General features: G+C 71.8%; 24 protein-coding genes and 1 pseudogene. 10 read left to right on the plus strand and 15 right to left on the minus strand.

Going from position 1 to position 26012, the window contains the following annotated elements:
- Positions 1-701 precede the first annotated feature (701 nt).
- A complete protein-coding gene (locus BLW78_RS28915) occupies positions 702-2081 on the minus strand; it encodes an RsmB/NOP family class I SAM-dependent RNA methyltransferase (RefSeq protein ID WP_170855276.1) in 1380 nt (459 codons plus the stop codon).
- Positions 2082-2137: 56 nt separating this feature from the next.
- Between BLW78_RS28915 and BLW78_RS31920 the strand changes: the two genes are divergently transcribed.
- On the plus strand, positions 2138-2401 hold the full coding sequence (locus BLW78_RS31920) for a DUF1674 domain-containing protein (RefSeq protein ID WP_056531163.1): 264 nt from the start codon (positions 2138-2140) through the stop codon (positions 2399-2401).
- A 19-nt stretch (positions 2402-2420) separates the two neighbouring features.
- On the opposite strand, the gene BLW78_RS28925 is transcribed toward BLW78_RS31920, so the two are convergent.
- Positions 2421-3431: a 2-keto-3-deoxygluconate permease gene (locus tag BLW78_RS28925; RefSeq protein WP_091683620.1), complete on the minus strand. Its 1011-nt coding sequence runs from the start codon at positions 3429-3431 to the stop codon at positions 2421-2423.
- 239 nt (positions 3432-3670) lie between these two features.
- On the opposite strand from BLW78_RS28925, the gene BLW78_RS28930 reads away from it, so the two are divergent.
- A complete protein-coding gene (locus BLW78_RS28930) occupies positions 3671-3979 on the plus strand; it encodes a cupin domain-containing protein (protein WP_042669659.1) in 309 nt (102 codons plus the stop codon).
- Between the two features lie 21 nt (positions 3980-4000).
- Here BLW78_RS28930 and BLW78_RS28935 read toward each other — a convergent pair whose 3' ends face one another.
- Both BLW78_RS28935 and bluB read right to left on the minus strand, forming a co-directional pair.
- Positions 4001-4468, minus strand: coding sequence for a L,D-transpeptidase (locus BLW78_RS28935; RefSeq protein WP_234080996.1), 468 nt, complete (start codon positions 4466-4468; stop codon positions 4001-4003).
- 220 nt (positions 4469-4688) lie between these two features.
- Positions 4689-5327 carry a 5,6-dimethylbenzimidazole synthase gene (bluB, locus tag BLW78_RS28940; RefSeq protein ID WP_091683622.1) on the minus strand — a complete coding sequence of 213 codons (639 nt, stop codon included), beginning with the start codon at positions 5325-5327 and terminating at the stop codon, positions 4689-4691.
- A 345-nt stretch (positions 5328-5672) separates the two neighbouring features.
- Between bluB and BLW78_RS28945 the strand changes: the two genes are divergently transcribed.
- Positions 5673-6047 (plus strand): DUF2794 domain-containing protein, encoded by a 375-nt coding sequence (locus tag BLW78_RS28945; protein WP_091683624.1) that lies wholly within the window; start codon positions 5673-5675, stop codon positions 6045-6047.
- A gap of 10 nt (positions 6048-6057) precedes the next feature.
- Here BLW78_RS28945 and BLW78_RS28950 read toward each other — a convergent pair whose 3' ends face one another.
- The 3 genes from BLW78_RS28950 to BLW78_RS28960 all read right to left on the minus strand — a co-directional run bounded on the left by BLW78_RS28950 (position 6058) and on the right by BLW78_RS28960 (position 8841).
- A complete protein-coding gene (locus BLW78_RS28950; RefSeq protein ID WP_020095347.1) occupies positions 6058-6960 on the minus strand; it encodes a dihydrodipicolinate synthase family protein in 903 nt (300 codons plus the stop codon).
- A 97-nt stretch (positions 6961-7057) separates the two neighbouring features.
- Positions 7058-7828 carry a Bax inhibitor-1/YccA family protein gene (locus BLW78_RS28955; RefSeq protein ID WP_020095346.1) on the minus strand — a complete coding sequence of 257 codons (771 nt, stop codon included), beginning with the start codon at positions 7826-7828 and terminating at the stop codon, positions 7058-7060.
- Positions 7829-8253: 425 nt separating this feature from the next.
- The gene (locus BLW78_RS28960; protein WP_091683626.1) at positions 8254-8841 is read right to left on the minus strand and encodes a PAS domain-containing protein; all 588 of its coding nucleotides are present in this window, start codon (positions 8839-8841) and stop codon (positions 8254-8256) included.
- A 161-nt stretch (positions 8842-9002) separates the two neighbouring features.
- On the opposite strand from BLW78_RS28960, the gene BLW78_RS28965 reads away from it, so the two are divergent.
- Positions 9003-9326 carry a hypothetical protein gene (locus tag BLW78_RS28965; RefSeq protein WP_091683628.1) on the plus strand — a complete coding sequence of 108 codons (324 nt, stop codon included), beginning with the start codon at positions 9003-9005 and terminating at the stop codon, positions 9324-9326.
- Between the two features lie 160 nt (positions 9327-9486).
- On the opposite strand, the gene BLW78_RS28970 is transcribed toward BLW78_RS28965, so the two are convergent.
- On the minus strand, positions 9487-12063 hold the full coding sequence (locus BLW78_RS28970) for an ABC transporter permease (protein ID WP_091683630.1): 2577 nt from the start codon (positions 12061-12063) through the stop codon (positions 9487-9489).
- Positions 12063-12746, minus strand: a complete 684-nt coding sequence (locus BLW78_RS28975) for an ABC transporter ATP-binding protein (protein WP_085986741.1) — start codon at positions 12744-12746, stop codon at positions 12063-12065. Before BLW78_RS28975 ends, BLW78_RS28970 begins: the two co-directional genes overlap by 1 nt.
- A gap of 222 nt (positions 12747-12968) precedes the next feature.
- On the opposite strand from BLW78_RS28975, the gene BLW78_RS28980 reads away from it, so the two are divergent.
- On the plus strand, positions 12969-13580 hold the full coding sequence (locus BLW78_RS28980; RefSeq protein ID WP_091683632.1) for an arylesterase: 612 nt from the start codon (positions 12969-12971) through the stop codon (positions 13578-13580).
- A complete protein-coding gene (gene thpR / locus BLW78_RS28985; RefSeq protein ID WP_042669663.1) occupies positions 13580-14119 on the plus strand; it encodes an RNA 2',3'-cyclic phosphodiesterase in 540 nt (179 codons plus the stop codon). Before BLW78_RS28980 ends, thpR begins: the two co-directional genes overlap by 1 nt.
- A 163-nt stretch (positions 14120-14282) precedes the next feature.
- Here thpR and coaA read toward each other — a convergent pair whose 3' ends face one another.
- The 3 genes from coaA to BLW78_RS29000 all read right to left on the minus strand — a co-directional run bounded on the left by coaA (position 14283) and on the right by BLW78_RS29000 (position 16682).
- Complete coding sequence (gene coaA / locus BLW78_RS28990; RefSeq protein ID WP_091683634.1) at positions 14283-15272, minus strand: type I pantothenate kinase; 990 nt, start codon at positions 15270-15272, stop codon at positions 14283-14285.
- Positions 15269-15592, minus strand: coding sequence for a phosphoribosyl-ATP diphosphatase (locus BLW78_RS28995; RefSeq protein WP_020095338.1), 324 nt, complete (start codon positions 15590-15592; stop codon positions 15269-15271). The genes coaA and BLW78_RS28995 overlap by 4 nt, the downstream gene beginning before the upstream one ends.
- A gap of 142 nt (positions 15593-15734) precedes the next feature.
- On the minus strand, positions 15735-16682 hold the full coding sequence (locus tag BLW78_RS29000; RefSeq protein WP_026605274.1) for an aspartate carbamoyltransferase catalytic subunit: 948 nt from the start codon (positions 16680-16682) through the stop codon (positions 15735-15737).
- Between the two features lie 320 nt (positions 16683-17002).
- On the opposite strand from BLW78_RS29000, the gene BLW78_RS29005 reads away from it, so the two are divergent.
- The 3 genes from BLW78_RS29005 (at position 17003) to topA (ending at position 21804) form a co-directional block, all read left to right on the plus strand.
- Positions 17003-17863 carry a cytochrome b/b6 domain-containing protein gene (locus BLW78_RS29005; RefSeq protein WP_091683636.1) on the plus strand — a complete coding sequence of 287 codons (861 nt, stop codon included), beginning with the start codon at positions 17003-17005 and terminating at the stop codon, positions 17861-17863.
- Positions 17860-18819 (plus strand): molybdopterin-dependent oxidoreductase, encoded by a 960-nt coding sequence (locus BLW78_RS29010; RefSeq protein ID WP_091683638.1) that lies wholly within the window; start codon positions 17860-17862, stop codon positions 18817-18819. The genes BLW78_RS29005 and BLW78_RS29010 overlap by 4 nt, the downstream gene beginning before the upstream one ends.
- A 300-nt stretch (positions 18820-19119) precedes the next feature.
- Positions 19120-21804 (plus strand): type I DNA topoisomerase, encoded by a 2685-nt coding sequence (gene topA, locus BLW78_RS29015; RefSeq protein WP_091683640.1) that lies wholly within the window; start codon positions 19120-19122, stop codon positions 21802-21804.
- A gap of 185 nt (positions 21805-21989) precedes the next feature.
- Here the strand turns inward: topA and BLW78_RS29020 are convergent, their stop codons facing one another.
- Positions 21990-22178 (minus strand): hypothetical protein, encoded by a 189-nt coding sequence (locus tag BLW78_RS29020; protein WP_042669668.1) that lies wholly within the window; start codon positions 22176-22178, stop codon positions 21990-21992.
- Between the two features lie 371 nt (positions 22179-22549).
- Here BLW78_RS29020 and parE point away from each other — a divergent pair, with 371 nt between their 5' ends.
- Positions 22550-24610 (plus strand): DNA topoisomerase IV subunit B, encoded by a 2061-nt coding sequence (parE, locus tag BLW78_RS29025; protein WP_091683642.1) that lies wholly within the window; start codon positions 22550-22552, stop codon positions 24608-24610.
- A 152-nt stretch (positions 24611-24762) separates the two neighbouring features.
- Here parE and BLW78_RS29030 read toward each other — a convergent pair whose 3' ends face one another.
- Positions 24763-25257, minus strand: coding sequence for a PRC-barrel domain-containing protein (locus BLW78_RS29030; RefSeq protein WP_020095331.1), 495 nt, complete (start codon positions 25255-25257; stop codon positions 24763-24765).
- Positions 25258-25473: 216 nt separating this feature from the next.
- A pseudogene (locus BLW78_RS29035) lies at positions 25474-26012 on the minus strand (porin family protein); the annotation flags it as partial.

Consider the following 26012-nt stretch of genomic DNA (forward strand, 5'->3'; position numbering starts at 1 on the left):
CGTGGCCTTCCAGCCGTCCCCCGCCTCGTAGTGGGCGGGTCCGCAGGTCGCTCAGGGTCGGCCCAGAGGCGGGTCGGCGCGGGGGCATTTCCTCACCCCGCCGGGCACAGTGCCGCCCGGTCTCACGCCCGCGTCCGAGGCACGCCCCGCACCGGTCCGCCGCCCGGGGCGATGGCGGCTGAGAGCCACCGACGCGGGCGCCGCCCCGTCCCCGGACCCGCACGGTCAGCCACCGGGCGGGCCCCCGAAGGACGGCCCGGGATCGCTCCCGGGCCGCCGCGGACAGGTGCGGTCAGGAAGCACAAAATAGGAACATTGTCAAGGCAAACTGAGCGGCGCAGCACGGTCGACGCGCCTCTCCGTCATCGCGAGCGCAGCGAAGCGACCCAGGGCGGCGCGACGTCGTTGAGCGGGGCGCGACCCTGGATCGCTTCGCTCCGCTCGCGAGGACGGCGGAATCGATCCCATGACCCGGAAACAAGATGAGAGTCAGGCGCAGGTCCCTCTCCCGTGCGAGAGAGGGATCGCGTCGCGGCGCGGCTGTGCCGACCCGCAGACGCCTGTCTTCCGGACCTTTGCAACACGATCGGGAATGCACCGTCGGCAGGTCCGGGTTCCGGGCTCGCCTGCGGCACCCCACGAAATGATGGGGCGGAGGCGGACCGCCGGCCCGCCTCCCTAAAAATCCGGTTCGCGCCCGGTCAGTCCGCCCGCCGCAGCCGGCTCGCGAAGAAGCCGTCGAGGCCGCCGCGGGCGCCCTCCAACTCCGGCAGGTGGCACGGCAGCGTGCGCAGGTCGCCGCGGTCGTCGATCAGCGCCGCGGCGCCGCCGACCTCCTCGGGCCGGACCGGCACCCGCGCGTAGCGGGGATCGCGGGCCAGGAACGCCGCCACCTGCGCTTCGCCCTCTTCCGGCTCCAGCGAGCAGGTGCAGTAGACGAGGAGGCCGCCCGGCCGCACCAGCCCGGCCGCGTGGTCGAGGAGCTTCGCCTGGAGCGCGGCGAGCCGCCCGATATCGGCCTCGGCCTTCGTCCAGGCCACGTCCGGATGGCGCCGGATCGTCCCGGTGGCCGAGCACGGCGCGTCGAGCAGCACGGCGTCGTGGTCCTGCGGCTCCAGCGCGAGGGCGTCGGCGACCACGACGTCGACGGCGAAGCCGAGCCGCGCGACGTTCTCGCGCAGGCGCTCCAGCCGCGGTGCGGACCGATCGACCGCCGTGACCCGGGCGCCGGTGGCGGCGAGCTGCAGGGTCTTGCCGCCGGGCGCCGCGCAGAGGTCGAGGACGCGGGTGCCGTCCCGCGGCGCCAGGAGCCGGGCCGGCAGCGCCGCGGCGGCGTCCTGGACCCACCACGCTCCCTCCTGGAAGCCCGGCAGCTCGGGGATGGCCGGGCCGTTCTCGGGCAGGCGCAGGGAGCCGGTCGGCAGGGTCACGGCGCCGAGCCGCGCGGCCCAGTCGGCGGGCTCGCCCCGCGGGGTCAGGTCGATGGCGGCCCCCGCGAGGTGGGCGCGGGCGATCGCGGCCGCGCGCTCGGGCCCGTAGGCCGCGACCCAGCGGCGGGCGAGCCAGTCCGGGGTGTTGACCGCCAGGGCGTCGGCGTCCGCGGCCAGGATCGCGTCGCGCTCGCGGGCGACCCGGCGCAGCACCGCGTTGACGAGCCCGGCGAGATGGGCCGTGCGGGTATCCGCCTTGGCGAGCCGCACGGCGAGGTCGACCGCGGCGTGGTCGGGGACCGCGAGGTCGAGGATCTGGGCGGTCGCGGTGGCCAGCAGGGCCGTGAGCTGCGGCTTGGCCGCCGGGAGCCCGCGCTCGAGCCGCGCGGCCAGGGCGGCGCGGATCAGCCCGTAGCGGCGGAAGGTCGCCACCGCGATGGCCCGCGCCAGCCCGGCATCGGCCGGCGCCAGCGCCTCGGCGCGGATCGCCTGGGCGAGGGCGTCGTCGAGGGCGGGGGGGCGCTCCTGGCCGATCAGGGCCGCGACCGCCTGCATCGCCGCGCGGCGCGCCCCCAGTCCCGCGATGTCCGGACCGGTCCCGCCCGGTGCCGCTGCGTTCCGCGTGTTGCGGCCTGTGTCCCGCGATGCCACTTCTGCTCCAGATCCGACGTCTTCCGGACCCACGCCCTCACACCCGAGCGAGCGCGATGCAAGAGCCGACCGCACGAGACCTGCACCGACAGGACCCGCACCGACAGGACCCGGCCGCGGAGGCCGGAGACGGCGCCGCCCCGCCCCGCATCCTCAGCCCGGCGGCGCAGCGCGCCCTCGCCGAGGCCGCCGAGCGCCGCGCGGCGATCGACGCCCGGGCCGCCGAGATCAGCGCCAAGCCCGAGCGCCAGGGGCGCGGCGGCCTGGAGCCGGTCCGCTACGACGACTGGGAGGTGAAGGGCCTCGCGGTCGACTTCTGAGAGATCCGCCGCGGGGCGCCTACTCGGCCGGGACCGCCAGCGGCGCGCCGGCCTCTTCCTCGGCCCGGGCCTCCGCCACGCCCGCCCCGAAGCGCCGGTACCAGAGCCCGGTCAGGATCGGCACGAGGATCGAGGTGACGATGATGCAGATCGTCACCAGCACGGTGGCGGTCTGCGCCGAGGGGGCGAATTGCGGGGCGACGGCGGCGATCGCCAGCGGGTTGGCGGCCGCCGCCCCGGCGGTGGAGGAGGCGGCCAAACCGGCCGTGCCCGTCCCGCCCCCGATCGCCCGGTCGGCCAGGATCAGCGGGATGCCGGTCAGGACGATCACCGTGAGCGCCAGCACGATGCCGAGCCCCGCGAGCGGCGAGAGCAGGTTGTTGAGGTCGACCGTGTTCCCCAGCGCGAAGGCGAAGAACGGGATCATCAGCTGGCCGCCGGGCGCGAACAGGGCCCGGAGCTTCGGGTCGAGGTTGCCGAGGGCGAAGCCGACCAGGAAGGGCAGCACCGCGCCCACGAAGATCTGCGGCTCGAAATGCGCCGCCCCGGAGGCGCCGAGGATGATCATGCTCATCAGCGGGCCGGACTCGATCGAGGTCAGGATGAAGGCGCCGGCCTCCTCGCGGCTGCCGTAGGTCTGCATCAGCGAGGCGTAGAGGCCGCCATTGGTCATATCCATCGCGCAGACGATCGCCAGGATCGACAGGCCGGCGAAGAAGCCGGTCTGGATGCCCTCGGGCGGGATGAACAGCCCGGCCACCAGCACGATCGCCCAGGCGGCGACGAGCTTGGTCGCCACCAGCGTCCCGGACTTGCGCAGCACCGTGCCGGTCGCCTTCAGGCTGACCGAGGCACCCATGCAGAAGAACCAGACCGCCAGGATCGGGATCACGCCGGTCATGATCCCCTGCGTGAAGCCCTTGAAATAGGCCGGGGCGCCCGGCGCGAAGGTCTTGCACAGGGCCCCGAGCAGGAGCGGCACCAGCATCAGGCCGCCGGGAATCCTGTCGATCGCCGCCTTGATCTGCATGGCGCGTCCCTCCCGATCCGGGTCGTCCGCCGACGCGCCGGACCCGGGCGGGATCGCGGACGCCGCGCCGGCCCGCGCCTCTGTCGGGCGCCTCTCGGACCGGTGCGTCATCCTGTCGGGGCGCGGCGCGGGCCGTCAAGCGGCGCGCCTGCGCGGGGCTTGCCGAACGTGTCGCGCTGTCGGGCGCGGAACGTCGGGCGCCGGGCCCCGTTGGCGAGGTTCACCGGAGGGAGGCGACGATGGCGACGACAGTATCGGCCCGGAGCGCGGCCGCGGGCCCGCACGGCGAGATCCACCTCGCCCGCGGCGAGCGGCTCGGCATGCGGATGTGGCGGGCCGAGGAGCCCAACGCCGACAAGCCGATGACGACCTCGGCGCACGAGACGGTCGGCTACGTCATCAGCGGCCGAGCCGAGCTCGTGCTGGAGGGCGAGACCGTGGCGCTCGCGCCGGGCGATTCCTACTGCGTGCCGGCCGGCGCCGCGCACACCTACCGGATCCTGGAGACCTTCACGGCCGTCGAGGCGACCGCACCGCCGGCCGGGTGAGGCCGGCGGGCCTCAGTGGGTTCAGTGGGTCATGTAGACCTGCGTGCCGACATCGACCCGCGCGTAGAGGTCGACCACGTCCTGATTGTACATCCGGATGCAGCCGTAGGACGCGTAGGTGCCCACCGAGTTCGGCCGGTTGGTGCCGTGGATGGCGTACTCGCCGCCCGCGAGCGTCATCGCCGCCGCCCCCATGGGATTGTGCGGCGAGCCGCCCGCGATGAGGTTCGGCAACCGCGGGTTGTCGCGCTTCACCTCCGCGGGGGGCGACCAGGCGGGGGCGACGTACTTGCCGTCGATCGGCTTGATGCCGAACCACTGCTTGCCGGGACGGCCCACCGCCACGGGATAGCGGATCGCCGTGCCGTCGCCGTTCACCAGGTAGAGCTTGCGCTGCGACACGCTGATCACCACCGAGCCCGGCGCGACGCCGTTGGCGAAGGGGACGATCTCGCGCGCCTGCGCCGCCTGGAAACAACCGGCCAGCATTGCGCCGGCCAAACCAAATAGAGCCGCCACCCGACCCGACATCACCGCGATCCTCGCAAAGCTAGACTAGACGCGGGCAAGTAATCCCCGGCCGAGCTTACCGTTCCGAGAAAAGCTATGGTTGACGCGGTGTCATTCTGCGGATCCGCGGGGTACGGTAAAAGAGCAACCACGATCCACGGTGTACGGTCGGTTGCCCGGCCCTCCTTCCGCGGGCGTGTCAGCGCTCGTGGAGTTCGCTCCCGCGCCGGTCCTCCGACTGCCAGCCGTGGCGCTCCAGTTCCGGGTCGAGATGCTCCTCCACCGGGTAGCCGACGCAGAGATAGGCCACGAGCCGCCACGTCTCCGGCACGGCCAGGATCGCCGTGACCGCCTCCGGCTCCAGGATCGAGACCCAGCCGACGCCGAGGCCGCGGGCCCGGGCGGCGAGCCAGAAACACTGCACCGCCCCCACGACCGAGTAGGCCAGGGTCTCCGGCATGCTGGCCCGGCCGAGGCCGAGGCCGGTCTCGGTGGCCGCGTCGCAGAAGGCGGCCAGATGGACCGGCGCCTCACGCAGGCCGGCGAGCTTCAGGCCGCGGTACTGCGCGGCCCGGTCGGTCGCGTAGCCCGCGGCCGCGGCTTCGTTGCAGCCGGCGAAGTTCTCCGCGACTGCGCGGCGGCGTCCCGGATCCGCGACCCGCACGAAGCGCCAGGGCCGGCTGTTGCCGACCGAGGGGGCCCGGTGGGCCGCCGCGAGGCAGGCGCGCAGGACGTCCTCGTCGACCGGATCCGTCCGGAAGCGGCGCACGTCGCGGCGCCACGCGAACAGCGCGTCGAGGTCGTGCAGGAAGGCGGCGTCGAAGGCGGGCGGGCCCATGGTGCGGCTGGCATAGCCGCAACCCCGGCCCGACGGGAAACGGAAAAAAGGCCGCCCGAGGGGCGGCCTGAAGTCTTGGGTCTCGAAACCTCGGAGTGCCGGATCCTGGGATCCCGAGCGGCGACCGATGGCTGGGGAGCTGGGTGTCGGTCGCCGACCGGGCAGAACCCGGCGAGGTTCGACGCCTGTTGTCGCGCCGCAACGCGGCCTGCAAAAGGCGTGAATCGGGCCAAACCGTGTTTTTTGTCGCTTGGGCGTGTCTCGTGGGACACGGCGCGCGCGACCCTTGCGGGCCGCGGCGGCGAGGCCCATCATCCGGCAAAGCATCGATGCACGGGAGCCGTGATGACCGAGAGGACGAGCGCCGGGTCGAGGCCCGACGAGGCGGTGGGCCATGTCATCCCCTTCCCCGCCCGCGCGGCCCCTCCGCAGATCGCCTTCAACCGGGACGAGCTCCGCACGATCTTCAACCTCTACGGCCGGCAGGTCGCCGCGGGCGAGTGGCGCGACTACGCCCTCGATTTCCGCCGCGACAAGGCGGTGTTCTCGATCTACCGGCGCTCCTCCGAGATGCCGCTCTACCGCATCGAGAAGGATCCCAAGCTCGCCCGGCGCCAGGGGGCCTACGCCGTCGTCGCCGCGAGCGGCCAGATCCTGAAGCGCGGTACCGAGCTCGCCCGGGTGATCGCCGTGCTGGAACCGGCACCGGCGGCGGTCTGACGGCGCCCGCTCAGGACAGGGACAGGCGCCGGACGGTCGCGGCGATCTCGGCCACCGCCTCCGGCGCCAGGGGCCGGATCGGCCGCGGCGGCTCGGCGCGGCACAGGCCCATGAGATCGGCCAGGGCGTAGACCACCCGCAGGCTGGAATGCGTCCGGAACAGCGTCCAGAGGGGCTCCAGCTCGGCGTTGAGGGCGCGGGCCCGCTCGGTCTCGCCCGCCGCCACGGCCCGGACGATCGCCAGGCAGGTCCGGGGAAACAGGCCGCCCGCCACGCTGAACCACGCCGCGCCGCCGGCGATCAGCGCCTCGGTGACGTTCCAGTCGCCGCTGAACCCGATGGGGAAGCCCGCCGGGACGGCCTCCCGCAGGGCCGCGATCCCGGAGGCGGCCCGCGCCGGCTCCGGCGCGGCGCACTTGGCGGCCACGATCCCGGGCTGGCGGGCGATCCGGCCGATCAGCGCCGGCGTGAAGTGGAAATGCGTGGTCGCGGGGTTGTCGTAGAGGACGAGGGGCAGGCCGCCCGCCTCCCCTACGGTCGCGAAATGCGCCTCGACCTCCGCCTCGGTGAGCGGCGTGTACGAGACGGGGGCGAGGAGCCCGGCATCCGCGCCGGCCGCCCGCGCGTCCTGCGCGAGGCGGACGGCCTCGTCGGTGCGCAGGGCGCCGATGCCGACGAGGAGCGGGACACGTCCGGCCACGGCCTCGGCGGCGATCGCCACCGCCCGGCGCCGCTCCTCGCGGCTCAGGTACGCGTAGGTCCCGGTGCTGCCGAGGAGGCCGATCGAGTCGACCCCGGCGGCCGCCAGGGGCTCCAGCAACCGGCGCAGCGCTTCCGCGTCGACGCGGCCGTCTGCGTCGCTTGGGGTGATCGGGAAAGCGGAGAGGCCGGAGAGGTCGGAGAGCGCGGGCATGGCCCGAGCCTAGCGCATCCGCGCGCGGCGGCCAGGCAAAAAGAAACCCCGGCGGTGTCCCGCCGGGGTTCCCTCGACCCGTCTTGTTCGGGCTGGCTTATCGGCGGTCGCCGATCAGGCTCAGCAGGAACTGGAACATGTTGATGAAGTCGAGATAGAGCGTCAGGGCGCCGTTCACCGACATCTTGGCCGCCATCTCGCCGTCGAAGCCGCCGTAGAGATACATCTCCTTGAGCTTCTGGGTGTCGTAGGCGGTCAGGCCCGCGAAGATCAGCACGCCCAGCACCGAGATGGCGAACTGGAGGGCCGACGAGGCGAAGAAGATGTTCACCAGCGACGCGAGGATGATGCCGATCAGGCCCATCATCAGGAACGAGCCCATGCCGGAGAGGCTGCGCCGGGTGGTGTAGCCCCACAGGCTGAGCGAGCCGAAGGCCGCCGCCGTGATGAAGAACACCTGCACCACGCTGCCCCCGGTGAACACCAGGAGGAGCGAGGACATCGAGGCGCCCATCACCGCCGCGAAGGCCCAGAACATCGTCCGCGCGGACGAAGCCGACATCCGGTCCATCCGCATGGAGAAGACGAAGATGAACGCCAGCGGGGCGAGCATCAGGACCCACTTCAGCGGGCTGAGGTAGAGGGTCTGACCGAACGGGGTCAGGATCGGGCGGGTGCCCTGGTAGGCCGCCACGGAGGCCATGTTCAGGCCGAGCGCGACGAGACCCGAGATGCCGAGCCCGACGATCATGTTGTTGTAGACGCCGAGCATGAAGGTGCGCAGGCCCTGATCGACCTCGACCTGGGTGCCGGCGTAGCCGGTCGGCTGCTGGGCGCCGTACCGGAAGGGGCTGTTCTCGAATGCCATGGGAGTTTCCTTGCGGAGGCTCTCTCAGCGTGGTGTTCGGTCGAGGCCCACGCAGGACCTCTGGCGCCGGGCTGGCGCCTCGATCCGGAATATGTTGCGCCCGAAGCCGCGACACAAGTCCCCGGCCACGGTTCCGGGGCCGCTTTTGCGTGTCCGGCGGATGTATTTTTGTCCATCTGGGCCGGGATTAAAATGCATTCCGCTCCGTCGTCGGGTTGTTCGACTGACGGTTGCCGCCGTCCAGGCGTTTCGATGCGCCCGCGCGAAGTCTTAACGGCTTCCTTATGCCACGTGCGTCCGCGTGCGCCCCGGTTTCTCCGGTCCAGATCGCCAAGTCCCGGCGGGTTCGTGCCTGCACGGCGGGTGCGCAGCCTCGAAGATCCGCTCTCCGGCGCGCGGGATCTGGGCGGCCCGGGAGGGGCGGTTCAGTGCGTCATCCGGCGGGCCAGGGCACGGCCCAGACCCAGCAGCATCAGGTCGGCGGCCGCCCGCACCTCCGCGGGCATGTCGTCGGTGAGCGTCTCCTTGAGCGCGACGGCGAGGTCGGCCGCCCGCTCCAGCGGGTCGCCGCCCGCCATGGGCCTGCCGACCACGTAGCGGTCGCCGCCGTCGCGGATCTCGGTGATGTCCATCAGGATGCCGTGCGAGCGCTGCGGCTCGCCGTCCTCGTTCCGATGGGTCCGCCCCCGGCTGAGGAGCCAGCGCACGGTGCCGTCCGCCTTGAACACGCGGTATTCGGCAAGGACCAGCCCGCTCGACCGGACGGCCCGGAGCATGTGGTCCATCAACCACGTCATGTCCTCGGGATGCACCGCGGCCAGCGCCATCGGCCCGTTGATCGGACGGTCGGCGAGGTCGGGATTGCCGGTCAGCAACCGGGCCGCGCCCGCGTCGTAGACGACCACGCCGCGGACGTGGTCCCACTCCCAGGTTCCCACAACGCACGAGGCTTCGAGAGCCGCCCGGAGACGGTCGGCGTTCTCCGCGTAGCCATCGATGACGTTGATGCGCATGGTGGACGGTCCCCCCGGGCCGCTCGAAGCTCGAATGTCTAGCTCCGTACCAATCTTCCGGCGAAATGACAAAGAGTTCACTTGCGAATACCCCTTCACGGGGGCACTTCTTGTCATGGTTGGGAAATTTTCCCCCGTCGCGAGTGATTCGAGGGGCCGCCATGGATGAGAACGGACTCGAATTCCTGCGGACGATTGCTGACCAGAAGGTGGAATCCTCCGCCGCGCGCGCGCTGAACAGGATTGCGCAGTCCCTCGATTTGCCGATCGAGGCGTTCTACGGCTCCGATCACTGCGGATCTGTGGTCCGTCCGGCCATCGAGCGGGAGACGGAGCGGCTGCTGATGCTGGTCGGGGTCCACCTGCGCCGACTCGATCCTGCGGCGCGGAGGCGATTCGGTGAGGCGGTCCAAGCTCTGGTCGGCCCCGAACCGACCGAGGCATGCGCGCGCACCGCGGAGAATGCGGAGCGCGGCGACCCGTGAGCGCGGGGTCCGACGGTTGGAAGCCCCTCCCCCACGGACCGAGGGCTTCGATATCCTGCCGGACCGTCTCCGGCCGGGCGCGGTCCGCCGCTCTCGACGGCCTTGATCGCGGCCTCCGCCGGGGCTGAACCGGATACGGAGCCTGCGGGATCGGCCTCCGTCAGGCCTGCCGGAGATACGGCGCCGGCTTCTGCCCCAGGATCCGCCACGTGCCGACGAGCCCGAGGAGGATCGCCAGCGCCACCGCGGCCACGGCCGCGACCAGCGCGCCCGACAGGTCGAGGCGGAAGTCGAGGTGCATGACCTTGGCGACGATCACCCAGCCGGCGAGCGTCCCGGCCAGGAGGCCGAACAGCGCCGTGGCGAGGCCCAGCGCCGCGTATTCGAGGGCGTAGGCGGTGAGCAGGCGCGCCCGGCTCGCGCCCAGCACCTTGAGCACGACGGCGTCGTAGAGCCGCGCCCGGTGCCCGGCCGCGATGGCGCCGGCCAGCACGAACAGGCTCGCCAGCACCGCCACGGCGCTCGCCCCCCGGATCGCCAGGACCAGCCGGCCGACGAGGTCGCCGATGGCGTCCAGGGCGTCCTTCACCCGCACGGCGCTCACCGACGGGAAGGTCTTGGCGACGTCGCGCAGGATGCGGTTCTCGGCGGAAGCGTCGGTGCCGCCGGGCAGGGTCAGCGTCGCGAGGTCGGAATGCGGCGCCCCCCGGAAGGTGCCCGGCGAGAACACCATCACGAAGTTGATGCCGAGGTTGCGCCACTCCACCCGGCGCAGGTTGAAGATCGTCGCGGTGAGGTCGCGCCCGAGCACGTTCACCGTCACGGTGTCGCCGAGCTTCAGGCCGAGCTGGCGGGCGAGGTCGGCCTCGAAGGAGACCAGCGGCTTCGCGCCCTGCTCCGGGCTCCACCACGCGCCCTCGGTGAGGCTGGAGCCGTCCGGCACCGTGTCGGCGTAGGTGATGCCCCGGTCGCCGTCGAGCACCCAGGCGGCGTCCTCCGGGGGGCGGATCTTGCTCGCCGGCACGCCGTTCAGGGCGACGATCCGGCCGCGCATCATCGGCACATCCTCGATCTTCCCGCTCGGGGCCGAGCGTGCCAGGAACTCGCGGAACTGGGCGGCGTCCCGGGAGGGAATGTCCAGGAAGAAGAGATTCGGCGCCCGGGCCGGCAGGGTCGCGCTGATCGTGCGGCGGACATTGGCGTCGATCAGGCTGAGCGTCACGAGGAGCGTCACGCCGAGGCCGAGCGACAGGACGATGGCGGGCGTCAGGGCGCCGGGCCGGTGCAGGTTGGCGAGCGCCATCCGGGGCGCCGGCCAGCGCGGGTGCGGCAGGCGGCGGGCGAGCGCCATCAGGCCGAGCGCCACCAGATGCAGCAGGCCGAACGCGATGGCTGCGGCCGCGATGAAGATCAGCGCGACGCGCCGGTCGAAGGCGGTCGCCACCGACAGGCCGACCAGGGCCGCGAGGCTGACGGCGAGCCAGATCCGGTAGCGCCAGCGCGGGCTGACGCGGGCCGGGTCGACCGTGTCGCGGAACAGCCCGGAGACCGGCACGTCGTGGGCGCGGCCGAGCGGCGTGATCGCGAAGGCGAAGGCCGTGATCAGCCCGTAGGCGGCCGCGAGCGCCAGCTCCCCGGGGGCGAGCGTCGGGTTCAGCGGCAGCGGCAGGTCGGCGGAGAACAGGGTGTCGAGGAGGAAGGGCAGGCTCGCGCCGATCGCGAGGCCGATCAGGGTGCCGAGGCCGGCGATCAGCATCACCTGCGTCAGGTACAGGGCGACCACCTGCGAGCCCGGCGCGCCGACGCTCTTGAGCGTCGCGATCGAGGGCCGCTTGCGCTCCACGAAGGCGTGGACAGCGTTGCCGACCCCGACGCCGCCGACGATCAGCGCGGTGAGTCCCACCAGGGTCAAGAACTGCGTGAAGCGCTCGATGCTCTTGGCGAAGCGCGGGTCGGCGTTGGTGCGCGAGCGGATCTCCCAGCCGGCCTCGGGGGTCGCGGCGCGGATCCGGGCCTGCGCGGCGTCGAGGTCGGCATCCGGCGCGCCGGGCGGCAGGAGGAGGCGGTAGCTCCAGCGGTTGAGGCTGCCGGGCTGGACGAGGCCGGTGGCCCGGAGCGTCGGCTCGGCGATCATCAGCCGCGGCCCGAAACCGATGCCGCCGGCGATCTTGTCGGGCTCGGACACGATGGTGCCGCGGATCGCCACCGGGTGCCCGGCGAGCGCGATCCGGTCGCCGACCTTGACGTCGAGGCGGGTGAGGAGCGCCGGGTCTGCGAGCGCCCCCGGCACCCCGTCGCGCTCCGCTAGCAGGTCGGCGAGGCGGCCCGACGGGTCGGTGGCGAGGTCGCCCGCGGCCGGGTAGGTGGCGGGATCGACGGCCTTCAGCTCGACCAGGGCCGCGTCGCCGCTCGGCGCCACCGCCATGGCCCGCAGGGAGGCGACGATGTCGAGGCGGCCTTCGCGTGCGAGGGCCTGTTTCTCCGCGTCGGTCGCCTCCCGGTTGATGAGATTGTAGGCGAGGTCGCCGCCGAGGATGCGCCGGCCCTCCCGGCCGAGCCCGTCCGAGAGCGAGCGCGAGATCGACGCCACGCCCGCGATGGCCATGACGCCCAGCGCGATGCAGGCGAGGAACACCGCGAAGCCGTTGAGCCCGGCCCGCAACTCGCGCAGCGCGAGGCGCAGGGTGAGCGGGATCCGGCGGGGCGCGGGGTCGGGGCGGGTGATCGTGCCGTGCATCAGGCGGTCACCGCCTCCTCGATCCGCCCCGAGCGCAGGCGCACGGTGCGGTCGCACAGGCGGGCGAGGCCGTTGTCGTGGGTGACGAGGACCAGCGTCGCGCCGCGGTCGCGCTTCAGCCGGAACAGCAGGTCGACGATCTGGCGGCCGGTGGCCTCGTCGAGGTTGCCGGTGGGCTCGTCGGCGACCAGGATCGCCGGGTCGGGGGCGACCGCCCGGGCGATGGCGACGCGCTGCTGCTCGCCGCCGGAGAGCTGCGCCGGGTAATGGTGCAGCCGGTGCCCGAGGCCGACCGCCTCCAGCTCGGCGCGGGCGCGCTCCAGGGCGCCGGGCCGGTCGGCGAGTTCGAGCGGCAGCGCCACGTTCTCGAGCGCCGTCATGGTCGGCACGAGGTGGAAGGCCTGGAACACGATGCCGATCCGGCGCCCGCGGAACCGCGCCAGTGCGTCCTCGTCGAGGCGGACGAGGTCGGTGTCCTCGATGACGACGCCGCCGGAATCGGGCCGCTCCAGCCCGGCCATCACCATCAGCAGCGTCGACTTGCCGGAGCCGGACGGGCCGACGAGGCCGACCGCCTCGCCGCGGTCGACATTCAGCGAGATGCCGCGCAGGACGTGGACGCGGGCGGCGCCGCGGCCGAGGCTGAGATCGATGTCCGACAGCGCGATCGCGGGCTCGCGCAGCACCTTGCCTTGGCTCACCGGTGAGCCGATCTGTGGGCGATGACGAGCATGGCGCGCGAGGTCCTCACGTGGGGTCGATCCCTTCGGCTTCGATCTTGGCTCTACGGGCCGCGGGTGCACCGCGATATGGGTTCGGCATTGGGGCCGCGCCATGACGCGCGCGCTGTGTTCCGGCGCACGGCCCTGTATGCCGCAGCGCTAGCGCTCCTGATGGTCCCTTTCATGACAGCCGTCGCGCCGGGAGCGCGGGCCGCGCCCGGCGGGCCGGTCAAGCTCGTCGCCCTCGGCGACAGCCTGACCGCGGGCTACAAGCTCCCGGCCGACGCCGCCTTCCCGACCGTGCTGGAGCGCCTGCTCAAGGCCAGGGGCGCGGACGTGACGGTCGCCAATGCCGGCGTCTCCGGCGACACCGCCACGGGCGGCCTCGACCGGGTCGACTGGTCGGTGCCGGACGGGACCGCGGGCGTGATCCTCGAACTCGGCGCCAACGACATGCTGCGCGGCACCGACCCGAAGGTCACCGAGGGCGCGCTGTCGGCGATCATCGAGCGGCTGAAGGCCCGGGGCATCCCGGTCCTGCTCGCCGGCATGCAGGCCGCGCCCAACCTCGGGCCGGACTACAAGGCGCGGTTCGACGCGATCTACCCGGCGCTCGCCAAGCGCTACGGCCTGACCCTCTACCCGTTCTTCCTCGACGGGATCATCGGCGACCGGGCGCAGCACCTCGACGACATGATCCACCCGAACCGGCAGGGCGTGGAGACCATCGCTTCCCGCATGCTGCCGACGGTGGAGGGTTTCCTGGGGGGCCTCCGGCAGGGGGCGTCGCGGTAGTGCCGCGCCTGTTCACCGGCCTCGCCGTGCCGCCCGCGATCGCCGACGCGCTCAGGGCCTGGCAGGGCGGCCTGCCCGGCGCCCGCTGGATCGAGCCCGGCGACTTCCACGTGACCCTGCGGTTCATCGGCGACGTCGACGCGACCACGGCCGACGACGTGGTGGAGGCGCTGTCCGAGATGCGGGTCCGCCCGGCCCTGACGGTGACGCTCGACGGCCTCGGCATCTTCGGCGGCGACAGGCCGCGGGCGCTCTACGCCTCGGTGGTGCCGGAGGCGGAGCTGACGGATCTCCAGGCCGAGCAGGAGCGGCTCGTGCGCCGGGCCGGGGTCGAGCCGGAGCGGCGGAAATTCACCCCGCACGTGACCCTGGCGCGCCTCCGGCGCGACGCCACGCCGGAGGCGGCGGCGATGTACCTGTCGCAGGCGCCGGTCTTCGCGCCGCTGACTTACACGTCGGACCGGGTGACGCTGTTCTCGGCGCGGGACTCGACCGGCGGCGGTCCGTACGTGGCGGAGGCGGAGTTCCCGTTCGCGTGATGCGCCTGGGCTCGGTCGTTCACGTCCTTGCGAGCGAAGCGAAGCAATCCAGAGCCGGCGACATCGCCCCGAACGTCGCGCTGCCCTGGGTCACTTCGCGTCGCTCGTGATGACGGAGGTTCGGTCTTCATGCGGGCCGATCGCGCGATCGGCCCGAACCGGCCTACAGCCGCCGCAGCGCCACGCTCTCGATCCGGTGGCTCGCGCCCTTGGTGAGGATCAGACTCGCCCGCTGGCGGGTCGGCACGATGTTCTCGCGCAGGTTCGGCAGGTTGATCGTCGTCCAGAGCCGGTCGGCGATGTCGAGGGCCTCGGTCTCGGCAATCTCGGCGTATTTCCGGAAGTACGAGCGCGGGTCGCGGAACGCCGTCTGCCGCAGCTTCATGAAGCGCGTGACGTACCAGCGGTGCAGGTCGTCCTCGTGGCCGTCGAGATAGATCGAGAAGTCGAAGAAGTCGGACACGAACGGGATCGCGGTCCCGTCCCGCGGCAGGCGGGCGGGCTGGAGCACGTTCAGGCCCTCGACGATCAGGATGTCGGGACTCTCCACCACCCGCTCCTCGCCGGGCACCCGGTCGTAGACGAGGTGCGAGTAGAGCGGCGCGGTCACGCGCTTGTGGCCGGCCTTGACGTCGTGGAGGAAGCGCAGCAGCGCGGCGGTGTCGTAGCTCTCCGGGAAACCCTTGCGCTCCATCAGCCCGTTGGCGGCGAGCTCGGCGTTGGGCAGCAGGAACCCGTCGGTGGTGACGAGGTCGACCTTGGGGGTGTTGGGCCAGCGCGCCAGCAGGGCGGTCAGGATGCGGGCGGTCGTGGACTTGCCCACCGCCACCGACCCGGCGAGCCCGATGATGTAGGGCGCCTTGGTCTCGCGCTCGGCGAGCAGGAAGCGCTGCGTCGCCTTGAACAGGCCCTGCGTCGCCGCGACGTACAGGGCGAGCAGACGGGACAGCGGCAGGTAGATCGCCACCACCTCCTCGACCGAGATCGGGTCGTTGATCGATTGCAGCCGCTCCAGGTCTTCCTGGTTGAGGGTGAGCGGCGTGTCGGCGCGCAGCTGCGCCCATTCCTCGCGGCTGAAGCGGCGATACGGCGAGAGCCGGTCGGACGCTTCGAGGATCGCCTCGACCGAGCCCGGCAGCGCGGCCGCGTTCACGCGTGGCGCCTCGCGGCCTTCTCGGCGATGCCGCTCTGGGCCGTGCGACGCTCCAGCTCGGCCATCACGGCGTCGAGCTCGACCCCGCCCGCCCGGAGCAGCACGACGAGGTGGTAGAGCACGTCGGCGGCCTCGTTCCGCAGGCCGGTCTTGTCGCCCTGCACGGCCGCGATCGCCGCCTCCACCGCCTCCTCGCCGAGCTTCTTGGCCGCCTTGGCGGGGCCCTCGGACAGGAGCTTGGCCGTGTAGGAGGTGGCCGGATCGGTCCCGGCACGGCTCGCCACGAGGGCGGCGAGGTCGGCGAGCGTGTAGGCGGTCATGAAGCGATCTGCATGTTGCGACGGCCCCTTATACAGATCAGGGCCGGATTTCGGCAGGAAACTGCGCCACGGCCGCTCGGCGGGCAAGCGGAGCGGGTGAAGGCCGCCCGGCTTTGTCTGGGGATCACCCGTTGTCTTGGGTTCACCCGTTCGGCAGGTGCCGCGCCAGCGCCTCCAGCACGGCCATGCGGACGGCCACGCCCATCTCGACCTGCTCGCGGATCAGCGACTGCGCCCCGTCGGCGATCTCGGAGGAGATCTCGACGCCGCGGTTCATCGGCCCCGGATGCATCACCAGCGCGTCGGGCTTGGCGAGCGCCAGCTTCTCGCCGTCGAGGCCGAAGTAGCGGAAATACTCCTTCACGGACGGGACGAACGAGCCGTTCATGCGCTCCCGCTGGAGGCGCAGCATCATCACGATGTCGCAGCCGACGAGGCCCTTGCGCATGTCCGTGAAGGTCTCGACGCCGAAGCGCTCGATCCCGGAGGGCAGCAGCGTCGAGGGCGCGATCAGGCGGACCCGCGCGCCCATGGCCTGGAGCAGGATGATGTTGGAGCGCGCCACCCGCGAGTGCAGGACGTCGCCGCAGATCGCCACCTGCAGGCCCTCGATCCGGCCCTTGTTGCGGCGGATGGTGAGCGCGTCGAGGAGGGCCTGGGTCGGGTGCTCGTGGGCGCCGTCGCCGGCATTGACCACCGCGCAGTCGACCTTGCGGGCGAGCAGGTGAACGGCGCCCGCCGATTCGTGACGGACCACGATGATGTCGGGCCGCATGGCGTTGAGCGTCGCGGCGGTGTCGATCAGGGTCTCGCCCTTCTTCACCGAGGACGAGGCCACCGACATGTTCATCACGTCGGCGCCGAGCCGCTTGCCGGCGAGCTCGAAGGACGATTGCGTCCGCGTCGAGGGCTCGAAGAACAGGTTGATCTGCGTGCGGCCCCGCAGGGTCGTGCGCTTCTTCTCCACCTGCCGCGAGATATCGACGGCGGATTCGGCGGCGTCGAGCAGCCCCTCGATGTCGGGCCGGGTCAGGCCCTCGATGCCGAGGAGGTGCCGGTGCGGGAAGGCCGGGGTCGGAGGCGTCGTCATGATGAGGCCCGGGTGTAGGTGCGGCGCGCCCTGGGGGCAAGGCTGTTCGGCGCTCATCCCGGTTCAGTCATGACGCTCGCTCCGTCAGGGGCTGCGGGCGTCACGGGTTCGAGGCCCAGGCTGTCCGTCCGGCGGCAGGATGGGGCGCGTCGCGCTCCGTCATCGACGGCGCGCGCCCATCGGCGCAGTCGCACTTCGAGAGGCGGCTGCGGCCTTTTTCCCGGCGGATGGTAACCGCCCGCCCCCGCGCCACGTATCTGCCCGAACGGTCGGGATTCGTACGCTCCCGACCCCGCGCCGCTTGCCCGGGATCCAGACGCTTGGCCGCCTCCCCTGCCCTCGAAGCCCCCGAGACCGTCGACCGGCAGGGGCGCCGCTGGTTCTACCGCCACCCGCTGGTCATCCGGCTGGCGCACTGGATCAACGCCGCGGTGCTGCTGGTGCTGCTGATGAGCGGCCTGCAGATCTTCAACGCCCACCCGGCGCTCTACTGGGGTTCGGTCTCGACCTTCGACAATCCGTCGCTCGCCATCACCAGCGAGCCCGGCCGCGACGGCACGACCCGCGGCGTCGTGACGGTCGGTTCCCACACCCTCGACACGACCGGCGTGCTCGGCCTGTCGAGGGAGGGCGGCACCGAGGTGGAGCGCGCCTTCCCGTCCTGGGCGACGCTGCCGGCCAACCAGGATCTCGCCACCGGGCGGCGCTGGCATTTCCTGTTCGCGTGGCTGCTGGTGATCAACGGGGCGGTCTACCTGCTCTACGGCCTGGTCTCGGGCCAGCTCCGCCGCCGCCTGATCCCGGACGGCGACCAGATCCGCGACTTCGGCGGCTCCGTGAAGGAGCACCTGCTCCTGCGCTTCCCCGAGGGCACCGAGGCCAAGCGCTACAACGTCATCCAGAAGCTGACCTACCTCGTGCTGGTGCTGGGCCTGCTGCCCGCGATGGTGCTCGCCGGCCTCGCCATGTCGCCCGGGATGGACGCGGCCTGGCCGTGGCTCACCGAGGTGTTCGGCGGCCGGCAATCGGCGCGCAGCGTCCACTTCATCGCCGCCGGGCTGATCGTGCTGTTCGTGGTGGTCCACGTGCTGCTCGTGGTCGTCTCCGGGCTCGTCAACAACATGCGCGGCATGATCACCGGCTGGTTCAGCCTCGGCCGCGACCGGGAGACCGCGCGATGATCCTCCACCGCCGCAAGCTCCTCACCGCGGGCGCCGGCCTGATGGGCACCGCGCTGCTGGCCGGCTGCGACAAGTTCGCCGGGACCGAGACGGGGCAGCGCACCCTCAAGGTCGGCGAGGACGCCAATGAATACGTCCAGCGCCTGCTGATGTCGCCGACGACCCTGGCCCGGGAATTCCCGGCCTCGATGATCTCGCCCTGGTTCAAGCCGAACGGCACGATCGACCCGCCGGACCGCGCCTACCGGGCGCTGGCGGCGCGGAACTTCTCGGACTTCAAGCTCTCCGTCGACGGGCTGGTCCAGACGCCGCTGTCGCTGAGCCTCGCGGACCTGCGCGCCCTGCCCGCCCGCACCCAGATCACGCGGCACGATTGCGTGGAGGGCTGGAGCTGCATCGGGCAATGGGGCGGCGTGCCGCTCGCCGAGGTGCTCAAGAAGGCCGGGCTGAAGCCGCAGGCGCGCTACGCGGTGTTCCACTGCGCCGACACGCTGGAGTTCGAGGCCGGTCCCAAGGGCGGTGGCAGAGGGCGCGACCAGGGCGCGTCCCTCTGGCGCCCGACCCATCCGGGCGCGGTGCGCGAGGCTTACGTGCAGCTCGCCGCCGCCGACGATTGGGGCGGCCCGGCCACCGCGACCGACGCGCCCAAGGACGATTGGGGCCAGGGCAGCCCGGCCCCGGAGCCCGCGCCGGCGGGGATCCCGATCCGCTACTACGAGAGCATCGACCTCTACGACGCCTTCAACCCGCAGACGATCTTGGCCTACGACCTCAACGGCAAGCCGCTGCCCGTCTCGAACGGCGCGCCCCTGCGGCTGCGGGTCGAGCGCCAGCTCGGTTACAAGCAGGCCAAGTACGTGATGCGGGTCGAGATGGTGGAGTCGCTCGCCGGGATCGGCCAGGGCAGCGGCGGCTACTGGGAAGACCGCGGCTACGAGTGGTACGCGGGGATCTGAGGCGACTGACGGGATTTTGAGCTGCTGACGCGGCAAGTTCCGTGCTGGAGCCCGGGCCGCGTTTCATCCTGCATGGCCTCTTCCCCGGACAGGTGGAGCGACGCGGAACCTGATCAGGACCCGGCCCGAAAAGTGCCGCGCAGTGGCTCCCCCGAACAACCTCGCGATTTGACAACCCGCCGCCCGTGACCCACTTGTGCCCGGCGCGCGGCCCCGGCCCGACGGCGGGCATACGTCCCACGCGAATCTCGAACAGAATTCGTCCGTCGCGCCCAGGCTCCGTCAGGGGCAGAGGTCTGAATGAAAGTCGTCGTCGTCGAGTCGCCGGCCAAAGCCAAGACGATCAATAAGTATCTCGGCCGCGACTATGAAGTCATCGCCTCCTTCGGGCATATCCGCGACCTGCCGCCCAAGGACGGCTCGGTGGATCCCGAGCAGGACTTCCACATGGTCTGGGAGCTGGCCGACCGCGGGGCGAGCCGGGTCTCGGAGATCGCCAAGGCGGTCAAGGGCGCCGACAAGCTGATCCTCGCCACCGACCCGGATCGCGAGGGCGAGGCGATCTCCTGGCACGTGCTGGAGGCGCTCACCGCCCGCAAGGCGCTCAAGGGCATCCCGGTCGAGCGCGTGACCTTCAACGCCATCACCAAGGCGTCGGTCGAGCAGGCGATGCGCAAGCCGCGGGAGATCGACCAGGCGCTGGTCGACGCCTACCTGGCGCGCCGGGCGCTCGATTACCTCGTCGGCTTCAACCTCTCGCCGGTCCTGTGGCGCAAGCTGCCGGGCGCCCGCTCGGCCGGGCGCGTGCAGTCCGTGGCGCTCCGGCTCGTGGTCGAGCGCGAGATGGAGATCGAGCGGTTCAAGCCGCGCGAGTACTGGACGCTCATCGCGACGCTGACGACCGCCGACGGCGCGACCTTCGAGGCCCGCCTCGTGGGCGCCGACGGCAAGCGGATCCAGCGCCTCGACGTCGGCACGGGCGAGGAGGCGGCCGCCTTCAAGCGCGACCTGGAACTCGCGACCTTCCAGGTGGCGAGCGTCGAGGCCAAGCCCGCCAAGCGCCACCCGCAGCCGCCCTTCACCACCTCGACGCTGCAGCAGGAGGCCTCCCGCAAGCTCGGGATGGCGCCGGCCCAGACCATGCGGGTCGCCCAGCGCCTCTACGAGGGCGTCGATGTCGGCGGCGAGACGGTCGGCATCATCACCTACATGCGGACCGACGGCGTCGACATGGCGCCGGAGGCGATCCAGGACGCCCGCCGGGTGATCGGCAAGGAGTTCGGCGACCGCTACGTGCCGGACGTGCCGCGCAAGTACAGCGTCAAGGCCAAGAACGCCCAGGAGGCCCACGAGGCCGTGCGCCCCACCGACATGGGCCGCCTGCCCAAGATGGTGGCGCGCCACCTCGAGCCCGAGCAGGCCAAGCTCTACGACCTGATCTGGACCCGCACCATGGCCAGCCAGATGGAATCGGCCGAGCTGGAGCGGACCACCGTCGACGTCACCGCCAAGGTCGGACCGCGGACCATCGACCTGCGCGCCACCGGCCAGGTGGTGAAGTTCGACGGCTTCCTGACCCTCTACCAGGAGGGCAAGGACGACGAGGAGGACGAGGAGAGCCGCCGCCTGCCGCCCATGAAGGCCGGCGACCCGCTCGCCCGCGAGCGGATCAGCTCGACCCAGCACTTTACCGAGCCGCCGCCGCGCTACTCCGAGGCGAGCCTCGTGAAGCGCATGGAGGAGCTCGGCATCGGCCGCCCGTCGACCTATGCCGCGGTTCTCCAGACCTTGCGGGATCGCGAATACGTCAAGATCGAGAAGAAGCGGCTGCAGCCGGAGGACAAGGGGCGGCTCGTCACGGGCTTCCTCGAGAGCTTCTTCCGGCGCTACGTCGAGTACGACTTCACCGCCGGCCTCGAGGAGCAGCTCGACCGGGTCTCCAACGCCGAGATCGACTGGCGGGCGGTGCTGCGCGACTTCTGGCGCGACTTCTCCGCGGCGATCGGTGAGACCAAGGAGCTGCGCGTCGCCGACGTGCTGGAGGCGCTGAACGGCCTCCTCGGCCCGCACATCTTCCCCAACAAGGGCGACGGCTCGAACCCGCGCACCTGCCCGACCTGCGGCTCGGGCCAGCTGTCGCTGAAGCTCGGCAAGTTCGGCGCCTTCATCGGCTGCTCGAACTACCCGGAGTGCAAGTACACCCGGCAGCTCTCGGCCTCGGGCGTCGACGGCGACGGTGACGGCTCCTCGGCCGAGGGCGGCCAGCCGGGCGTGCGGGTGCTGGGCGACGATCCCGCGACCGGCCTGCCGGTGACGCTGCGCGACGGCCGCTTCGGGCCGTTCCTCCAGCTCGGCGAGGCCTCCGCCGAGAAGGGCGCCGAGAAGCCGAAGCGCTCGTCGCTGCCCAAGGGGCTCAGCCCCTCGGACGTGGATCTGAACAAGGCGCTGGCCCTGCTGGCGCTGCCGCGCGAGGTGGCCCGCCACCCCGAGACCGGCGAGCCGATCCTGGCCAATCTCGGCCGGTTCGGACCCTACGTGCAGCACGGGAAAACCTACGCCAATCTCGGCAAGGACGACGACGTGCTGGAGATCGGGGCTAACCGCGCCATCGACCTGATCGTCGCCAAGGAGCAGGGCGGCGGACGCGGCCGCCCGGCCGCCGATCCGGGCCGGCCGCTCGGCAAGGACGAGGCCAGCGGCCGCGATCTCGTGGTCAAGGCCGGCAAGTACGGGCCCTACGTCACGGACGGCGAGGTCAACGCCACGCTGTCGAAGACGATGAGCGCCGAGGCGCTGACCCTCGACGAGGCGATCGCCCTGGTGAACGCCAAGCGCGCCGCGGGCGGCGGCAAGCCGGCGAAGCGCGGGGCGGTCCGGAAAGGGTCGGCGCGGGCCGCGAGCGGCGACAAGCCGGCGGCGAAGAAGACCGCCGCGAAGAAGCCTGCGGCCAAGAAGGCGGCGGCGAAGACGTCGAGCGCGGGCTGAAGCGTTCGTGGACGAGGCTGAGGCGGGCCGGCAAGCCCGCCCGTCCTTGCGAGCGGAGCGAAGCAATCCAGTGCAGCGCGAGGCGTTCGAACGTGGCGCCGACTGGGTTGATTCGCTCCGCTCGCAAGGACGTGGCAGAGGCAGCGTTGCCGCCCCTCACCGCGGGTTGCGGTCAGCGATCGGGTTCAGACCAAGTAGGTGATCGTCGCCGCCACGGCCGTCGCGAAGGTCGCGAGCGCGAGGGTGGTGGAGTTCATCAGCGCCCGGGCCGGCGGCACTGCGGCCGCGTCATCGTCGCAGCCGAAGGCGGCGCCGGCCGCATGCTCGAAGCGGATCAACGTGAGGCGGCGGGCCTCGATCGCGGCGTCGCTCATGGACTGCGGCTCCCTGACCACGGTCAAGATTTATCTCCGCCACCAACGTCGATCGTCCCGTTCTGTTCCGGGCGTCGCCTGTGGAAGCCGGGCATGCGGGTCACGAGAAAGCCTTAACCCATTGTTGTGCAACGTCGTGATGACGGCCCGGCGCGCGGAACCGTGTGCCGGCACGGACGCGGCCCTCGCTCGCGGCGGCGCAGCATGCGATGATGCGACCGCCTCGCCGCAGGGCGAACGGCTTTGATGTTTATGGTTTGTTCCGCTATCATGCGGGGATGAAGGCGCATGCTCCACGACCCGAGACCCGTCCCAAGACCCGTCTGCGCGAAGCCGAGCCGGCCGACGCGCCGCGCGCCAGGAGGCCGCGCGTGAGCGATCCGGCGCGGGACCTGTTCGGGCCGGGCGGCAAGGGCGCGGCGGCCCGCCCGCCCGAGCCGCGGCGGCGGCTGGATTCGGCGGCCTCCGTGGCGACGCTCGCGGCCGCCGAGCCGGAGGGCGGCTACACCGCCTCCGACATCGAGGTGCTGGAGGGGCTGGAGCCCGTCCGGCGCCGGCCCGGCATGTATATCGGCGGCACCGACGAGCGGGCGCTCCACCACCTGTTCGCCGAGGTGATCGACAACTCGATGGACGAGGCGGTCGCCGGCCATGCCAGCTTCATCGAGGTGGAGCTTGAGGAGACCGGCGCCCTCGTCGTCACCGACAACGGCCGCGGCATCCCGGTCGACCCGCACCCGAAATTCCCCGGCAAGTCGGCGCTCGAGGTCATCATGACCACGCTGCACGCCGGCGGTAAGTTCGACTCGAAGGTCTACGAGACCTCGGGCGGCCTGCACGGCGTCGGCATCTCGGTGGTGAACGCACTCTCCGACCTGCTGGAGGTCGAGGTGGCGCGCAACCAGACCCTCTACCGCCAGACCTTCTCGCGCGGTCATGCCCAAGGGGCTTTGGAACTGGTCGGCCGGGTGCAGAACCGCCGCGGCACCCGCGTGCGCTTCCACCCGGACGCCCAGATCTTCGGCTCGCTGAAGTTCGACCCGCGCCGCCTGTTCAAGATGGCGCGCTCCAAGGCCTACCTGTTCGGCGGCGTCGAGATCCGCTGGCGCTGCGCCTCCGCCCTCCTCGAGGGGCTGGAGGACGTGCCGGCCGAGGCGGTGCACCGCTTCCCCGACGGGCTGCGCGACTACCTCGCCCGGGACATCGACGGGAAGGAACTCGTCACGGACGCCATGTTCTCCGGCAAGATCACCAAGCCGGGCTCGCACGGGTCGCTCGAATGGGCGGTGGCCTGGATGGTCGCCGAGGACGGGATCTCGCACTCCTACTGCAACACGATCCCGACGCCCGAGGGCGGCACCCACGAGGCGGGCCTGCGCGTCGCGCTGCTGCGCGGCCTGCGCGAGCACGCCGAGCGGGTGAACCAGGCCAAGCGCATGACCGCCGTCACGACGGACGACGTCATGGCGACCTGCGCGTCGATGCTCTCGGTGTTCATCCGCGAGCCGGAGTTCCAGGGCCAGACCAAGGACAAGCTCGCCACCGTGGAGGCCCAGCGCATCGTCGAGACGGCGGTGCGCGACGCCTTCGACCACTGGCTCGCCGCCTCCCCGGCCCAGGCCAACAAGCTCCTCGACTGGGTGATCGACCGGGCCGAGGAGCGCCTGCGCCGCCGCCAGGAGAAGGAGGTCGCCCGCAAGAGCGCGACCCGCAAGCTGCGCCTGCCCGGCAAGCTCGCCGACTGCTCGGCGGCCGGCACCGCGGGCTCGGAGATCTTCATCGTCGAGGGCGACTCGGCCGGCGGCTCGGCCAAACAGGCCCGGGACCGGGCGACCCAGGCGATCCTGCCGCTGCGCGGCAAGATCCTGAACGTCGCCTCGGCCTCGCGCGACAAGCTCGGCGCCAACCAGCTGATCTCGGATCTCACCCTGGCGCTCGGCTGCGGCACCGGTTCGGCCTTCCGCGAGGCGGACCTGCGCTACGAGAAGGTGATCATCATGACGGACGCCGACGTCGACGGCGCCCACATCGCCTCGCTGCTGATCACCTTCTTCTACCGCCAGATGCCGAGGCTGATCGACCGCGGCCACCTCTACCTCGCGATCCCGCCGCTCTATCGGCTGCAGCAGGGCTCGAAGGTGGCCTATGCCCGGGACGACGCGGATCGGGAGCGGATCGTCAAGACCGTGTTCAAGGGCGGCAAGGTCGAGATCGGGCGGTTCAAGGGCCTCGGCGAGATGATGCCGGCCCAGCTCAAGGAGACCACCATGGATCCGAAGAAGCGCACATTGCTGCGCGTCGCGGTCCTGGACGAGGCCCGGGAATCGACCGGCGACACGGTCGAGCGTCTGATGGGCAACAAGCCCGAGGCGCGCTTCGCCTTCATCAGCGAGCGCGCGGCCTTCGCAGAGGGCGCCGACCTCGACATCTGACGCCGGAGCGGCCGCGCCGCGTCGGTCGATGGCGCCGCGCCGTCATTGCGAGCGCAGCGAAGCAGCCCAGCAGCGCCACGTTCATCGAAGTGGCGCTGCCCTGGATTGCTTCGCTGCGCTCGCAAAGACGGGTGACGGGTTTCTGTCGCGCCTTATCGGGGCGGCGCGATCACCTTGGCCGGGTCGAAGGGCTGGGCCGCCGCCACCGTGTCCTTGCCCATGTTGAGGACCGCCGAAAAGCGGTCGCCGCCGGGACGCAGCACGAGGGCGCCCGGCTCGACCGCGATGAGCTTGCTGCCGAGGCCGAGGAAGCCGCCGACGTCGATCACGACGGCCTTGAGCGTCCCGCCGTCGGCGATGAGCAGATCCTCGATCTTGCCGACGCTGTCGCCGGCGGCGTTGCGAACCGTCACGCCGATCATCTTCGTGGTCAGGAAGGTGACGGGCTTGAGCCCCTGACGCTTGGCGGCGTCCTCGGCGCTCGCCGCCTCCGTCAGCCGCCCGCCCCCCTTGCCGTCCGTCGAGGTTCCCGGTCCCGTGGCCGGCAGGATCGTGTCCTTGCCGATCACGCTGGCGTCCTGCGCGGAGGCCGGCGCGTTGGCGAGGCCGAGGGCCGCGAGCGACAGGAGAAGGATTCGGCTTCGCATGGCTGATCGCTCCGCGCGCCCGGTCCCTGCGTGGAAGGCCCTGTCCGGGTCACTGAGGGGCGCCGCGGTCTCAATCGCGGGCGGCCCGCGCGGTTCCGGCCCTCCCTGTCGCACCCGCCGAGGTCGGTTCGCTGTCCCGAAACGCGAAAGGGCCCGGCCTTGCGGCCGGGCCCTTCGGGAGCGCGGAGCCGGCAGAGCCGGCTCCGGCATCCGGTCTCAGTAGGAGCCGAACTTGTAGTTCAGACCGGCGCGGACGACGGCGAACTCGGTCTTGGCAGCGGCGCCGTTGAGGTAGGCGGTGCCGTTCGGGGGCAGGAGGTTGCCGTAGAACACGCCACCGGCCGAGTTCTTCTGGCGGTCGAGGCTGACGTACAGGCCTTCGACCTTGAGCGTGACGGCCGAGGAGCGGAAGAAGTTCAGGAACGAGTCGGTGGGCAGGGCGTACTCGACGCCACCGCCGGCGGCCCAGCCGGTGCGGAAGCTGTCGCGGAAGCGGTTGCCGGAGAAGTTCTGGTCGTCCTGGCCCGAGCCGTAGGCGAAGCCGCCGGTGCCGTACACGAGGGTGCGGTCGAAGGCGTAGCCGAGGCGGCCGCGCACGGTGCCGAAGTAGTCCAGGCCGTTGCCGCTCGTGGCGACGAAGGCCGGCGGGTTGGAGAAGGCGACGCCGGGGAAGCCGAGGAAGCTGTAGTTCTGGGTGGCGTTGGCGCGGCGGGCGAAGTCGACGTACTGGGCGTCGGCCTCGAAGCCGATCACGA

Origin of the sequence: Methylobacterium sp. 275MFSha3.1 (assembly GCF_900108435.1) — a bacterium.
Taxonomy (GTDB): domain Bacteria; phylum Pseudomonadota; class Alphaproteobacteria; order Rhizobiales; family Beijerinckiaceae; genus Methylobacterium.

Coding starts and splice junctions, on each gene's coding strand:
- topA (WP_091683640.1), top strand. CDS start 19,120: ATGAAAGTCGTCGTCGTCGAGTCGCCGGCCAAAGCCAAGACGATCAAT.
- BLW78_RS28965 (WP_091683628.1), top strand. CDS start 9,003: ATGGATGAGAACGGACTCGAATTCCTGCGGACGATTGCTGACCAGAAG.
- BLW78_RS29000 (WP_026605274.1), bottom strand. CDS start 16,682: ATGACGACGCCTCCGACCCCGGCCTTCCCGCACCGGCACCTCCTCGGC.
- BLW78_RS29010 (WP_091683638.1), top strand. CDS start 17,860: ATGATCCTCCACCGCCGCAAGCTCCTCACCGCGGGCGCCGGCCTGATG.
- BLW78_RS28960 (WP_091683626.1), bottom strand. CDS start 8,841: ATGCGCATCAACGTCATCGATGGCTACGCGGAGAACGCCGACCGTCTC.
- BLW78_RS28945 (WP_091683624.1), top strand. CDS start 5,673: ATGACCGAGAGGACGAGCGCCGGGTCGAGGCCCGACGAGGCGGTGGGC.
- BLW78_RS28930 (WP_042669659.1), top strand. CDS start 3,671: ATGGCGACGACAGTATCGGCCCGGAGCGCGGCCGCGGGCCCGCACGGC.
- BLW78_RS28935 (WP_234080996.1), bottom strand. CDS start 4,468: ATGCTGGCCGGTTGTTTCCAGGCGGCGCAGGCGCGCGAGATCGTCCCC.
- BLW78_RS28970 (WP_091683630.1), bottom strand. CDS start 12,063: ATGCACGGCACGATCACCCGCCCCGACCCCGCGCCCCGCCGGATCCCG.
- bluB (WP_091683622.1), bottom strand. CDS start 5,327: ATGGGCCCGCCCGCCTTCGACGCCGCCTTCCTGCACGACCTCGACGCG.
- BLW78_RS28995 (WP_020095338.1), bottom strand. CDS start 15,592: ATGACCGCCTACACGCTCGCCGACCTCGCCGCCCTCGTGGCGAGCCGT.
- BLW78_RS28980 (WP_091683632.1), top strand. CDS start 12,969: ATGACAGCCGTCGCGCCGGGAGCGCGGGCCGCGCCCGGCGGGCCGGTC.
- BLW78_RS28950 (WP_020095347.1), bottom strand. CDS start 6,960: ATGCCCGCGCTCTCCGACCTCTCCGGCCTCTCCGCTTTCCCGATCACC.
- BLW78_RS29030 (WP_020095331.1), bottom strand. CDS start 25,257: ATGCGAAGCCGAATCCTTCTCCTGTCGCTCGCGGCCCTCGGCCTCGCC.
- BLW78_RS31920 (WP_056531163.1), top strand. CDS start 2,138: ATGCAAGAGCCGACCGCACGAGACCTGCACCGACAGGACCCGCACCGA.
- BLW78_RS29020 (WP_042669668.1), bottom strand. CDS start 22,178: ATGAGCGACGCCGCGATCGAGGCCCGCCGCCTCACGTTGATCCGCTTC.
- BLW78_RS28955 (WP_020095346.1), bottom strand. CDS start 7,828: ATGGCATTCGAGAACAGCCCCTTCCGGTACGGCGCCCAGCAGCCGACC.
- BLW78_RS28925 (WP_091683620.1), bottom strand. CDS start 3,431: ATGCAGATCAAGGCGGCGATCGACAGGATTCCCGGCGGCCTGATGCTG.